Below are 13,444 nucleotides of genomic sequence, written 5' to 3'. Positions count from 1 at the left end.
CAGACAACCTATATGTTGAATGTGCACTGAAACCGACCTGACGATCCAAGGATCTTCCATGGCAAACCAACACTTATTCCTCGGCATCGACTGCGGCACCCAAGGCACCAAAGCCATCATCCTCGACGCCGTCAGCGGTCAGGTGCTGGGCCAGGGCGCCGCCGCGCACAGCCTGATCACCGGCGCCAATGGCCGCCGCGAGCAAGACACCTCCCAATGGCTGGAAGCCTTCGCGCTTGCCACCCGCCGTGCATTGCTCGCGGCAAAGGTCGACGGCCAGGACATCCTCGGCATCGGCGTTTCCGGCCAGCAACATGGGTTGGTGCTGCTCGACGATCAGGGCCAGGTGCTGCGTCCGGCCAAACTCTGGTGTGACACCGAATCCACCCCGGAAAACGACCGTCTGCTGGCCCATCTGGGAGGCGAAAAAGGCTCCCTGGAACGCCTCGGCGTTGTGATCGCGCCGGGCTACACCGTCTCCAAACTGCTCTGGACCAAAGAACAACATCCGCAGATTTTCGCTCGTATCACCCGCATCCTGCTGCCCCACGACTACCTCAACTATTGGCTCACCGGCCGCAGTTGCAGTGAGTACGGCGACGCCTCGGGCACCGGGTATTTCAACGTGCGCACCCGCCAATGGGACTTGCAGCTGCTGCGTGACATCGATGCCACCGGGCGACTGCAAGCCGCGCTGCCGGAGCTGATCGACGCTCATCAAGCCGTCGGCACGATCCTGCCGAGCATCGCCGAACACCTGGGCATCAACCCGCAGGCGCTGGTCTCCAGCGGCGGTGGCGACAACATGATGGGCGCCATCGGCACCGGCAATATCAAGCCCGGCGCTATCACCATGAGCCTCGGTTCTTCGGGGACGGTGTACGCCTATGCCGACCAGCCGAAAGTCAGTCCGGACGCTTGCGTCGCAACGTTCTGCTCCTCCAGTGGTGGCTGGCTGCCGCTGATCTGCACCATGAACCTGACCAATGCGACCGGGGTGATTCGCGAGCTGTTCGAGCTGGATATCGAACAGTTCAACAACCTCGTCGCGCAAGCACCCATCGGTGCCGAAGGCGTGTGCATGTTGCCGTTCCTCAACGGCGAGCGCGTCCCCGCCCTGCCCCATGCCACCGGCAGCCTGCTGGGCTTGACCATGACCAACCTGACTCAGGCCAACCTGTGCCGCGCGGTGGTGGAAGGCACGACCTTCGGTTTGCGTTATGGGCTGGACCTGCTGCGCCAGAATGGCTTACAAAGCCGCAGCATTTGCCTGATCGGCGGCGGCTCAAAAAGCCCGGCGTGGCGGCAGATCGTCGCTGACATCATGAACACCCCAGTCATCTGCACCGAACAAAGCGAAGCCGCGGCCCTTGGCGCCGCGATTCAGGCCGCGTGGTGCAAGTCCTGGGCAAACGGGCATGAAGACAGTCTGGCGGACCTTTGCGAGCGTTGCGTGAAGCTCGATCCAGCCAGTGAAACCTTGCCGATCGCAGACAATGTGGCAGCCTGTCAGCAGGCCTACGAACGCTATCAACAGCATGTCGAAACCCTTTAAAGAGTGAGTAACTATGTACCTGGTATGTGGCGAAGCGCTGTTCGATTTCTTCAGTGAAGATGACGCCAGCGGCCTGGCTTCAAAAGTGAATTTCAAGGCGATTGCCGGTGGCTCGCCGTTCAACGTGGCGGTGGGTTTGCGTCGTTTGGGGGTGGATGCTGCGTTGTTTGCCGGCCTGTCCACCGACTACCTCGGTCGGCGCTTGCAGCAGGTCCTGCAGGATGAAGGCGTACGCCCGGATTACCTGGTGGATTTCGCGGCGCCTACGACCCTGGCGATGGTGGCCGTCGGTGCCAATGGTTCGCCGCATTACAGCTTCCGGGGTGAAGGCTGCGCGGATCGTCAGCTGAAAACCGAGCATCTGCCGGAACTAGGACCTGAAGTGCGCGGCTTGCACATCGGTTCGTTTTCGCTGGTGGTGCAACCGATTGCCGACACGCTGTTGGCATTGGTGCAACGGGAAAGCGGTAAACGCTTGATCAGCCTTGATCCCAACGTGCGGCTCAATCCTGAGCCGAATATCGACCTGTGGCGTTCGCGAATTGCCACCTTGGTTGAGCTGGCCGACCTGATCAAAGTCAGCGATGAGGATTTGAGCCTGTTGTATCCCGAGCAGGATCCGCAACGGGTAATTGAAGGCTGGCTGCAGCACCGCTGTCAGTTGGTATTTCTGACCCGTGGTGGCGAGGGGGCGACGGTGTTCAGCCGTCTGCATGGTTCCTGGTCGGTACCGGCAAGTTCAGTGAAAATCGCCGACACCGTGGGCGCTGGCGATACCTTTCAGGCAGCGTTGATTACCTGGCTGACGGAGCAGCAGCTGGATTCGGTTGAGGGCGTGCAATCGCTCGGCCGCGAGCAGATCGACGGGATGCTGAAGTTTGCGGTGCAGGCCGCGGCGCTGACCTGCAGCAAGACCGGGCCGGATCTGCCGTATCGCCATCAGTTGGATCTTCGCTGAAGGTGGTGGCCTCTTCGCGAGCAAGCTCGCTCCCACATTGGATCGCGGTCGAATGCGGGAGCGAGCTTGCTCGCGATGGCGGCGTAACTCACACCGCCAACGGGGGTAAGTGCCAATGATGGCAAAGGGCCGCTACGGACTTCAGACGACTTTAGTCTGTAAATGACTGCCCGTTGCCTTGAACGAGGCGCTTTAATCCTGCACCATCCGCCCCAGCTTATTCAAAGGACGGAATTAAAGGCATGCTGGACGCGAACGCAACCCATATTTCCCTGACGCTGGAAGGCGTTTCCGTTGACCTTCAGGTACTCAGCTTCGTCGGTCGCGAAACCCTCAACCAGCCGTTCTGCTTCGACATCGAACTGGTCAGCGCGCGCCCCGACCTGAAACTCGAAGAGTTGCTGCACAAGCCCGGCTGCCTGACCTTCGGCGCCACCGGCAAAGGCATCATCCACGGCTTGGTGTATCGCATCGAGCAAGGCGACTCCGGCAAAAGCCTGACCCGTTACAGCATCAGCCTGGTGCCGCAACTCGCCTACCTGCGCCACAACCATGACCAGCAGATTTTCCAGCATTTAAGTGTGCCGAAGATCATCGCTCAGGTCCTCGAAGCGCGCGGCATTCTGGCCGATGCCTACAGCTTCCAGCTCGGCGCGATCTACCCGGAACGCGATTACTGCGTGCAGTACGACGAATCCGACCTGCATTTCATCCAGCGCCTGTGCGAAGAAGAAGGCATTCACTTCCACTTCCAGCACAGTGCCAGCGGTCACAAACTGGTGTTCGGCGACGACCAGACCGTGTTCCGCAAACTCGCGCCCGTGGCTTATCAGCAAGACTCCGGCATGGCTGCCGAGAAACCGGTGATCAAGCGCTTCAACCTACGCCTGGAAACCCGCACCACCCGCGTCAGCCGCCGCGATTACGACTTCGAGAAACCGCGCATCCTTCCCGAAGGCGCCGCCAAAAGCGCGTTCGCCCCGGACCTGGAAGACTACGACTACCCCGGCCGCTTCACCGACCGCGAACGCGGCAAGCAACTGGCAACCCGCGCCCTGGAACGCCATCGCAGCGACTACAAACTTGCCGAAGGCAAAGGCGACGAGCCAACCCTGGTCAGCGGCCACTTCATGGCCCTGAGCGAACACCCCCGCGCCGAGTGGAACGACCTCTGGCTGCTGCTGGAAGTGGTGCACGAAGGCAAACAGCCGCAAGTGCTTGGCGCAAACGTCACCAGCGACGTCACCCAGAACAAAGACGATTTCCACCAGGGCTACCGCAACCGCTTCCTCGCCACCCCGTGGGACGCACACTTCCGCCCTTCCCTCGAACACCCGAAACCCAAAGTCCTGGGCAGCCAGACCGCCATCGTCACCGGCCCTGCGGGTGAAGAAATCCATTGCGACGAATACGGTCGCGTCAAAGTCCAGTTCCACTGGGACCGCGAAGGCCAGGCCGACGACAAGACCAGCTGCTGGCTGCGCGTCGCCACCGGCTGGGCCGGCAATGCCTACGGCGGCATCGCCATCCCGCGCATCGGCATGGAAGTGCTGGTGTCGTTTATGGAAGGCGACCCGGACCAACCGCTGATCACCGGCTGCCTGTACCACAAGGAAAACGTCGTCCCATACGACCTGCCGGCGAACAAGACCCGCAGCACCTTCAAAACCCTCAGTTCACCGGGCGGCAACGGCTACAACGAATTCCGGATCGAAGACAAAAAAGGTGCGGAACAGATCTACCTGCACGCCCAACGCGACTGGGATGAAAACATTGAGCATGATCAGAAGATCCGCATCGGCAATGAGCGCCACGACACCGTCGAGGCCAATGTTTTCAGTGAGTTCAAGGTTGAAGAACATCGGATTACCCATCTGGATCGCAAGACTGAAACCCGGGCGGATGATCACCTGACGGTTGCCGTTACTCAGCATGTAAAGGTAGGGACGGCGCAGTTTGTCGAGGCGGGTCAGGAGATTCACTACAACGCAGGCGAAAAAGTTGTGGTTGAGGGTGGGATGGAGCTGACGGCCAAGGCTGGCGGGAGCTTTGTGAAGATTGACGCGGGGGGTGTGACGATCAGTGGTGCGCAGGTCAAGGTTAACTCGGGGGGTGGACCGGGTTCGGGGACGCCTGCTGCGCCGTTGTTGCCGGGGCCGATGAAGGTGGCGGATGCAGATAAGGCAGGCAAAGTCCCAATACCACTGCCAAAACGCCTGAACGAGTCCGGCATCACTCCATTGTGCGGAAAACAGAGCAACGGCGCCTGCAGCCGTAAGGATTGCACATGCATGTAAAAGCGTTGAACGCCCTCCTCGCCGAACCCCGCCATTCGTTCGAGCAACTGCCAAGAGAACCGTCGAGCCAGACGCTGTGCTTCATCATCGACCGCACCCGCCAGCCTGAGGCCATGAGCCGCCTCTACCGTGTCGGCGAACCGATGAACTCCCAAGGCTTGTTCATTGGCACCGATTTCGCCGAGATCGCCGCTGACGGCCCCTTGTGGCTCAACGCGCCATGGGGCAGCCGCCTGGCCGCCGAAGCCGCAAAGCTTTGTAAAGAAAACTTTTCCGGCATCGCCCTGACCACTGACGACCCAGCCAAAGCATTAGCCCATGCGCGCTGGCTGTTACGCGCCAATGACGGCTCCGGCGGCCAAAGCCTGCTGAGCTATCACAAGCCAAGCCTGTGGGCCGCACTGGCCTACACCGCCAGCGAAACCTCGCACCAGCTCTTCGGTCCGTGGCATCACGTCTACACCCCTGCGCCGACTCATTTCGGTGCTGGCAACGGTAATTGGTTGAGCTGGCGCCCAGTCTCGGAACTCGAATGGCTGGGCGACGTCTCAGCGTTCAACATCCCGGACGATGCACCAAAGGTTCAAGAGCGATTGGGTTGGGTCTATTGGGTCGATGAGCAATACGCCGCATTTGGCGAGCCGACTGACGAAGAGCTGCCCAATATCGCGGAAAACCTTGATGTGCTGGTCAATCACAACATCTACGAAGGCCGGCATTTGCTCAAACTGGCCCACATCGCCAATGGCCCGCTGCTCGAAACACAACCCCAGGCCATGGCCATCCTGCAATCCAGGGAAGAGTCGTTCATCAAGGTTGAACAGCTGAAGCAACTCGCTACCAGCGCCGCCTGATGAACCCGTCCGCGTAACGAATGAATGGAAGCATTTATGGAATCCAATACCAGTGCTGCACCTACTGCACCAACAGCCGAAGAAACCTGTGCGAAGCCGCCACGGGATCTCGGTGAACAACCCAATGCACCTGATGAAACACCCGGTTCTCATGACAAAGTAAAAACGCCGTGTTCAACAACCTACGGCAGCGCGATTTATGACACCGAAAATGAATCATTTTGGCTACTTCCGGAACGCACAACTTCGGCGCTTAAAGAAGCGGCCAATGACCTGGATCAAAAAGTAAGTTCAAGCAAGTCTGCCGAGGAACGCAAAAAAGGCCTCTACAGCACAGGATTGCTTGAATACTTCCTCGAACCCAAATTGGGCAACTTTCTCGCGGGCGAAGAGCAAGCGCGAATGCTCGAGATTGAAGCGCAATACCCGAGCATCAGTGACCTGGATGCCACGTTGCTGGAGGCGCAGCAACAGAGAAAGGCTGCAACGCTACCGGCTCCGGCTCCCTCGACGCCTCTAACCCGACTTGAACAAGATGACATCAAAAAGTCCGAGTGGATGGCAGCGCAACAAGACGCAACGCGGGTGCACGGCGTTCATGCTGAATGGCAAAAGTTGAAGCGCACCGCCATCGTCGCCGCTAAAGAAAAGGGTTACGCCTACGAAAGCGGAAGTCTGTACTCCCCTGAAGCCCTTGCAGCGCGCGAGGGCGTTCAGAAATACCTCAAAGCTCGAGAAACCTTACTCAAAGAAAAAGACCTGGCCACATTAGGCTCGGCTGAACTCGCGCCGCTGCTGGCTGAAGACAAAAAGCGACTAGACGAGGTCGCGGCTTGCGGGGCGAATAACCAACTCCCTCTTTGTACGTACGTGCGCGATCAGGAAGCACAGCGTTTAAAAAGAAAAGCGATCTATGTTGCTTACCTTGAGTCCATTACCAGTGTTGCTCAATACGGAATCGCCTTACCCGAATTCGCCCTGATTCCCGCGAGCGGTGCTTCGGTCGAAGGTGGCGTCGACCTGTTCAAGCAATACTTGGCGCTTGAGAAAAAGCAGACAGAGGTCAACGAACGCCTTAGCAAAAAATATAAAGGCTGGATCGAAGCAAGCGGCAGGCAGGCCAAAGCGCCGGCCAACCTTGTTTCCCTCGAGCGCGCCGAATGGGACCGTCTGCAGGCAGATAAAGAAAAGTTACGACTGCAAGCTGAAAAAAACATGGAAACCGCACCTGTTCGCCGGCATCTGTTGTGGGAGCCCGAGCAGTTCCAGGCCAAGCCGATGGACCGGCTGGTCAAGGATGGTTTTCCGCTTCATGAAATGAGCATGCTGGATGACCTCAAGAAACCATTGACTTACCTGAGCATGTATTCGCTTCCAAGACTTCAAGCCACCGTCAAAAACGACTGGAAAAAGGTCGGCGCCAAAGTCAAAGACTTGACCAAGCGCCCAGGCAACAGCACTGGCAAAGCCGCCACCGACAGTGAATTGAATTTGTTCGGCCAATGGCTCGTACAGGAAGGCGCTCTGCGGATCAAGGACCAGGAAAGCGACTGGTTTTCCCCCGAAGGCTGGTTCGAGATCGAAAAGTTTTACACCTTTCTGCAAACCAGGAATTACAAAGTCTCTGCCCTTGATAATGCCGGCAGCCGCAAGGAATGGGGAGTACGCCTGCAACAGGTGTTGTTCAAAGACAACGTGCGCAAGACCTTTCGCATTTTTGATATCAGCCCCCAAGCGCAATTGGTTCGCTGCCTGACGTCGTCATCCACTGAAATCATTCACGGATCAACAAAAGTCGAAGGCCCCGCTTTTAGCCTGGCGGAAGGATTTAAAGCTTCGGCCAAAGCGTCATTCGGCGTCGACCTCGCCCGAGGTGAAGTCGAACTGTTTAAAGTCGATTTGCCTGAACGCAGCAAAGCCAAAGAAATCACGTTTACCTATCTAGACGGCCATAGCGTCCAGCAAACACTCAATTTGGGCCGGTTTTCGTTGTATCTCGGCGCCAAGGCCTGGGGCTATGCCGGCGCCTCGCTGCTGCTTTCCTCCGAGATAGCGCTGGACATTGGCAACGCGGGATTCCATTTGGCTCCGCCAGAACCCGTGGTACGGACCGGAGACAAACGCGATTTCGTCCACACCGAAACCAGCGATCAAATCAAGGGAGTCAATACAAACCTGCAAGTGCAGAATGGAGGCAAAGCCGCCTTCAATTTATTCGCCGGTTTGCAATCGGGAATCATGGTGACCGGCGCCTTGAACTGGGCCCCGCCCTCCGAAGTCGCCATGCTACAACGGGCACCCACATCGGGGTCCAAAGACTCGATGAAGACCAACGAGTGGTTCAGCCTCGCTCGTTTGACCGCCGAACTAAATGTGGCCGCAGGTTTGGGGGCAAAGGGCGAAGCGAGTATTTCGTTGCATGACGGCCGGTTGATTTTGGTACTGAAGGCTTCGTTGGTAGCCGGCCCTGGGGTGGGTGGGGCTTTCAAGTTCGAAGTGGGTTACGACGCAGTAACAGAGTTGATCAATTTGTTCCGTCGAGAGCTCTATAAGAATAAGCAGAACCCGTTTATTTCGGTTGATGACCAGGCATTTACTTTGATGTCGAACCTGAATACTTTGGCTGTTTGTGGGTTTGATGTTGGGATGGTGTACTTGCAGGGGATTGATTTCGTCATGTCACTCTATGAATCGCTAACCGCCACGGGTAAAGGCGGGCCAATTGCAGACACCATTATAAATTATGAAAATCGGGCAGAACTTGAGGAGTGGTGTGTTAATGCTATTCCAAGTGCTTTGGGCCCTTTGCTGCTTACACTAATCAGTCCGCCAAATAGCTTTTCCGTCACACTTACAAACAGCACTGGTGGCTCATCAGATAAAGAGGCGACACGCCAATACAATGAAGATCAATCACATCTACTTCAACAGAGAGCGATTGAACAAATTTTTGGCTGGATTCTAAATCAAGCAAAAAAACAAAATTCATTAGATAAAGCTCAAAGCCAATTTGAAGAAATTTGTGCCTGCATGAATCGCTTCGGAGTTAAATCTACAGAATCCGGACAGGTGTATTGCGAGAGTCGCTTAGCCCTTGATAATTTCATGGCAGAAGCTGTCCTTCGATTAACTGAGCGTGATGGAGATGAAATGCGCGCCGACTATAGATCCCATGTGAAAACACTTGGAGCGAACAAAGACGGATACTGCCAGCGTAGTCAATATTTCGGGCGCACTTATATTCCGTCCGGCAAGACAACTTATAGTGGTCCGCCCCACTAACTACAGAGAAGGAAAGAACATGTTGTCGAGAGTGCTTCTGACACTTATTATTTTATTAGCGAGTACTAGCCATGCATCCGCCCAGCTGAGTTCCGAGCAAAAAATTGCAAAAGACAAAGGGCTAGAGCTTTACAATCAACTTAAAGCTATATCTGCAGTTCCATTTCTTACTGTTGCCGCCGAAGCTGGCGATCACGAAGCACAATATTTTCTAGCAGAGTCTTTGAGAACCAAAAACCACTATATGACAACCGAAGCCAGGCACTGGTATGAGGCCGCTGCTAGTCAAGGTGATCTTTATGCAATGATTCAACTTGGTCGTAACAAAAACGATATTTGTGAGATAAAAAATGACTGCCCTACCAATCAAACAAAATCAATTGACTGGTTGAATCAAGCCCGAGACCTAGCAAAACCTAAAGCGGACAATGGAGACGCCGAGGCTATGTACGTTATGTACGAGCTTACGCTAGAGAACGAATGGCTTGAAAAATCGGCCTCCGCAGGCTTTGCGCTTGCACAATATTGGATGGCCGTGGGTTACAAGCAAGGTAATGGATTTTCTCTACCATGGAAACGTACTGAAACAACTGAAAAATGGTTCAAAGCATCAGCAGAAGGCGGCTACCCTAAATCGATGATGGAGTATGCGGCGATCTTATACGAAAAGTCAGATTTGAACGGCTTTCGCCATTGGAATGAAAAAGCAGCGCTAGCAGGCTATGCAACTACAGTTTACGGTTATGGGTCTGACCTCGCTCATGAACCAGACACATACGGCTTTCCACTCGACATAATCAAAGGTTATGCACTCATATACTCCCTAAAAGAGCTAGACGGTGGTGGAGGATTACAACCTAGAGTAGAAAGTAAGCTCCCCAAAATTGCTGCAAAAATGACACCCGAGCAAATAATGGAGGCCGAAGAGTTCGCCCGAAAATGGAAAGCCACACACCCTCCACTGTCATTTTTCCCTGACAAATTGAGCCGTTAACATTAATGAGTATTCACTTAGCATGCGCGCTATTAATTACTGTCCTCTCAAGTAGTGCATTCGCGCAACTATCCTCGGAACAACAAGCAGCAAAAGCGCAAGGATTGATTCTCTACAATCAATACAAGGCTGTTTCAGCCACCCCCTTCCTGACCATTGCCGCGGAGGCCGGCGATCACGAAGCACAATATTATCTGGGAGAGTCGCTCAGGAGGAAAAATCACTATATGAATCCTGAAGCTCGGAAATGGTATGAGGCCTCTGCCGCGCAAGGGGATCTTTACGCCATGATTCAGCTTGGGCGTAGCGAAAAAGATCTATGTACGTTTTCAAATGATTGCCCTCCTGATCAAAAAAAGCCCATTGAGTGGTTGAATCAAGCTAAAAAAACAGCCATGCCCAAAGCAATTCAGGGTGATGCGGAGGCTATGTATATATTGTACGAGTTAACTTTAGACGACGCCTGGCTTGAAAAGGCTGCCATGGCAGGTAACGCACTTGCTCAATACTGGATGGGAGTAGGTTACCAACAAGGTGAAGGTTTTTTCCTGCCATGGAAACGTGGAGAGGCCGTGGCAAAATGGTTTAAAGCTTCCGCCGAGGGTGGTTATCCAAAGTCAATGATGGAATACGCCGCAATACTATTTGAAAGTGGGGATATTGAAGGTTTCCGGCATTGGAATGAACAAGCAGCGTTGGTCGGTTACGCGGATACGGTTTATGGATACGGATCTGATATCGCGCATGAACCCGACACCTATGGATTCCCGCTCGATATCATAAAGGGCTATGCACTTGTATATTTACTCTCAGAGCTTGATGGTGGCGGCGGAATGCAAGTCAATGTCGAATACAAACTTCCTCTAATCGCTGCCAAAATGACACCAGAACAGATAATAGAAGCTAAGGAGTTTGCAAAAAAATGGAAGTCCACCCATCCACCCCTATCATTTTTTCCTGACAAATTGAGTCGCTAACTTCAATGAGCACCCACTTAGTATGCGCGTTATTAATTACTGCCATTTCAAGTAGTGCATTCGCGCAAACATCCTTGGAACAACAAGCAGCAAAAGAACAAGGATTGATTCTCTACAATCAAAACAAAGCTGTTTCTGCTGCCCCCCTCCTTACAGTCGCCGCTAAGGCCGGGGATCACGAGGCACAATATTTTATGGGGGAATGTCTCAGAAAGAAAAATCACTACATGAGTCTTGAAGCGCGCAAGTGGTACGAGGCATCTGCTGCTCAAGGTGATTTGTATGCAATGATTCAGCTTGGACGCAGCGAGAATCTATGCGAACTCTCGCAGGACTGCCCTACTCGCAAAAAAACGCCCATTGAATGGCTAAATGAAGCGCAGCGTTTGGCCAAGCCGAAAGCCGAGCAAGGCGACGCTGAAGCCATGTTCATAATGTATCAACTAACAATTGATCAAGACTGGTTAGAGAAGTCCGCAATTGCCGGCAACGCCATTGCACAGTATTGGATGGCAATTGGTGAACAAGAAGGGAGTGGGGTTTTTCTACTGCCTTGGAAGCGCTCAGTATCTATTGCCAAGTGGCTAAAAGCTTCTTCTGAAGGAGGTTACCCTAAAGCAATGATGGCTTACGTTGCGGCCCTGTACAAAGAAGGTGACATGGCAGGGGTCCGTCATTGGCTGGAAGAAGCGGCAAAAACTGGAGAGCAGAATGCTGTAAGTACCTATGGCGCCTATTTGACTCACACTCCTGACAGGGTCGGTTACCCTTTAGACTTGGTGAAAGGTTACGGACTGGTGTCCCTTTTGAAGGAACTTGATGGCGGAGGCAGCGCTCAGGTTTACCTTGAAGAAAAACTGCCTGAAATAGCAGCCAAAATGACACCAAAACAAATAAAAGAAGCTAACGAATTTGCAAAAAACTGGAAAGCGACTCATCCACCCCTGTCGTTTTTCCCGGAAAAGTTGAGTCGTTAACATTGATTACGAAAAGTCTATTTACCGCACTGTTGATTGCGCTTGCAAATCCAGCATCCGCCGAACTTTCCTCGGAGCAACAATCAGCAAAAGCGCGAGGAATAATTCTCTACAATCAATACAAGGCTGTTTCTGCCAACTCATTTCTTACCGTCGCCGCAGAAGCCGGCGATCACGAAGCACAATACTATCTGGGCGAATCACTCCGAAAGAAAAATCACTACATGAATGCTGAAGCTCGTAAGTGGTACGAAGCATCCGCGGCCCAAGGCGATCTTTACGCGATGATCCAGTTAGGACGCAGCGAAAAAGATTTCTGCAAATTTATGAACAACTGCCCTCCCGCGCAAAAAGAACCGATTGAATGGTTGAACCATGCTCGGAATCTAGTCAAGCCCAAAGCGGATCAAGGTGACGCGGAGGCAATGTATTTCATGTATGAGCTTACAATTGACGATGCGTGGCTTGAGAAATCAGCATCTGCGGGGAACGCACTGGCTCAATATTGGATGGCTATTGGTGTCAGACAAGGCGACGGATTCTTTCTACCCTGGAAACGACTAGAGGCAATTGGATATTGGCTGAAACTATCAGCAGAAGGAGGATACCCCCCTGCAATGATGGAATACGCTGCGTTTATTTATGAAGACCAAGGTGATTTAACAGCCGCTCGCCATTGGATTGTCGAAGCAGCTAATAAAGGGTACGAGTCAGGCGTTAGCAGTTACGGCGCATATTCAGCCCATTCACCATCGCTTTACGACTTCCCATTAGATAGGGTTAAAGGTTATGCGTTGACCTCGCTACTATCTGAACTTGACGGTGGCGGAGATGTACAGGTTTACGTAAATGAAGCCCTTCCGGAAATTGCCGAAAAAATGACACCGGAACAAATTTCAGAAGCTAACGAATTTGCAAAAAACTGGAAAGCGACTCATCCACCCCTGTCGTTTTTCCCAGAAAAGTTGAGCCGTTAACATTGATCAAGAAAAGTCTATTTATCGCACTGTTGATTATTGCGTTTGCAAACCCAGCATCCGCCGAACTTTCCTCGGAACAGCAAGCAGCAAAAATACAAGGAATAATTCTCTACAATCAGTACAAAGCTGTTTCTGCCACCCCCTTCCTGACCATTGCCTCAGAAGCCGGCGATCACGAAGCCCAGTATTATCTGGGAGAATCGCTCAGGAGAAAAAACAACTACATGACCCCTGAAGCGCGAAAGTGGTACGAAGCTTCTGCTGCTCAAGACGACTACTACTCAATGTTTCAGCTCGCCACGGCTGGAGGGGACCTTTGCGCGGTGGCAAGTAAATGTCCTTCTGGAATTAAAAGTGCTGGTGATTGGTTAGAATTATTAATAAAAACGGCGGAGCCTCACGCTATAAAGGGGGATGCCGAAGCAATGGCCATTATGTATAACGCAAAGTCTGTAACTGATCCATAAACCCCACCTATCCAAACAGGCGGCGTCTGAGGTGGGGAGGAATCAAATCATGCTGGCGCGGAGGCCATTCGCGGCGTAGCTACTTCATTTTTTGTGGCTTGAT

General features: G+C 53.5%; 10 protein-coding genes. All 10 read left to right on the top strand.

Annotated elements, in window-relative coordinates; all coding sequences use genetic code 11:
• The first annotated feature begins 58 nt into the window (after positions 1-58).
• The 10 genes from xylB (at position 59) to WLY71_RS25515 (ending at position 13,341) form a co-directional block, all read left to right on the top strand.
• Entirely contained in the window at positions 59-1,555 is a 1,497-nt protein-coding gene (xylB, locus tag WLY71_RS25560) for a xylulokinase (RefSeq protein ID WP_347805760.1), read from the top strand.
• 13 nt (positions 1,556-1,568) lie between these two features.
• Positions 1,569-2,513: a carbohydrate kinase family protein gene (locus WLY71_RS25555; protein ID WP_347805759.1), complete on the top strand. Its 945-nt coding sequence runs from the start codon at positions 1,569-1,571 to the stop codon at positions 2,511-2,513.
• 242 nt (positions 2,514-2,755) lie between these two features.
• Complete coding sequence (locus WLY71_RS25550) at positions 2,756-4,810, top strand: type VI secretion system Vgr family protein (RefSeq protein ID WP_347805758.1); 2,055 nt, start codon at positions 2,756-2,758, stop codon at positions 4,808-4,810.
• Positions 4,801-5,664, top strand: a complete 864-nt coding sequence (locus WLY71_RS25545; RefSeq protein ID WP_347805757.1) for a DUF4123 domain-containing protein — start codon at positions 4,801-4,803, stop codon at positions 5,662-5,664. The genes WLY71_RS25550 and WLY71_RS25545 overlap by 10 nt, the downstream gene beginning before the upstream one ends.
• A gap of 36 nt (positions 5,665-5,700) precedes the next feature.
• A complete protein-coding gene (locus WLY71_RS25540; protein ID WP_347805756.1) occupies positions 5,701-8,946 on the top strand; it encodes a hypothetical protein in 3,246 nt (1,081 codons plus the stop codon).
• A 19-nt stretch (positions 8,947-8,965) separates the two neighbouring features.
• Entirely contained in the window at positions 8,966-9,940 is a 975-nt protein-coding gene (locus WLY71_RS25535) for a tetratricopeptide repeat protein (RefSeq protein ID WP_347805755.1), read from the top strand.
• Positions 9,941-9,945: 5 nt separating this feature from the next.
• Entirely contained in the window at positions 9,946-10,917 is a 972-nt protein-coding gene (locus WLY71_RS25530; RefSeq protein ID WP_347805754.1) for a tetratricopeptide repeat protein, read from the top strand.
• Positions 10,918-10,922: 5 nt separating this feature from the next.
• Positions 10,923-11,894, top strand: coding sequence for a tetratricopeptide repeat protein (locus tag WLY71_RS25525; protein WP_347805753.1), 972 nt, complete (start codon positions 10,923-10,925; stop codon positions 11,892-11,894).
• A gap of 5 nt (positions 11,895-11,899) precedes the next feature.
• A complete protein-coding gene (locus WLY71_RS25520) occupies positions 11,900-12,871 on the top strand; it encodes a tetratricopeptide repeat protein (RefSeq protein WP_425589965.1) in 972 nt (323 codons plus the stop codon).
• 2 nt (positions 12,872-12,873) lie between these two features.
• Positions 12,874-13,341, top strand: a complete 468-nt coding sequence (locus tag WLY71_RS25515; protein ID WP_347805751.1) for a hypothetical protein — start codon at positions 12,874-12,876, stop codon at positions 13,339-13,341.
• Positions 13,342-13,444 lie beyond the last annotated feature (103 nt).

It is taken from the genome of Pseudomonas rossensis (assembly GCF_039888995.1).
In the GTDB taxonomy this organism is placed as follows: domain Bacteria; phylum Pseudomonadota; class Gammaproteobacteria; order Pseudomonadales; family Pseudomonadaceae; genus Aquipseudomonas; species Aquipseudomonas rossensis.
Note: the sequence above shows the minus strand (reverse complement) of the source record. Positions and strands in the feature narration are given on the sequence as shown.

Excerpts from the sequence above, each read along its gene's own strand:
- WLY71_RS25535 (WP_347805755.1), top strand. The coding sequence starts at position 8,966 with ATGTTGTCGAGAGTGCTTCTGACACTTATTATTTTATTAGCGAGTACT.
- WLY71_RS25540 (WP_347805756.1), top strand. The coding sequence starts at position 5,701 with ATGGAATCCAATACCAGTGCTGCACCTACTGCACCAACAGCCGAAGAA.
- WLY71_RS25550 (WP_347805758.1), top strand. The coding sequence starts at position 2,756 with ATGCTGGACGCGAACGCAACCCATATTTCCCTGACGCTGGAAGGCGTT.
- WLY71_RS25525 (WP_347805753.1), top strand. The coding sequence starts at position 10,923 with ATGAGCACCCACTTAGTATGCGCGTTATTAATTACTGCCATTTCAAGT.
- WLY71_RS25545 (WP_347805757.1), top strand. The coding sequence starts at position 4,801 with ATGCATGTAAAAGCGTTGAACGCCCTCCTCGCCGAACCCCGCCATTCG.
- xylB (WP_347805760.1), top strand. The coding sequence starts at position 59 with ATGGCAAACCAACACTTATTCCTCGGCATCGACTGCGGCACCCAAGGC.
- WLY71_RS25555 (WP_347805759.1), top strand. The coding sequence starts at position 1,569 with ATGTACCTGGTATGTGGCGAAGCGCTGTTCGATTTCTTCAGTGAAGAT.
- WLY71_RS25530 (WP_347805754.1), top strand. The coding sequence starts at position 9,946 with ATGAGTATTCACTTAGCATGCGCGCTATTAATTACTGTCCTCTCAAGT.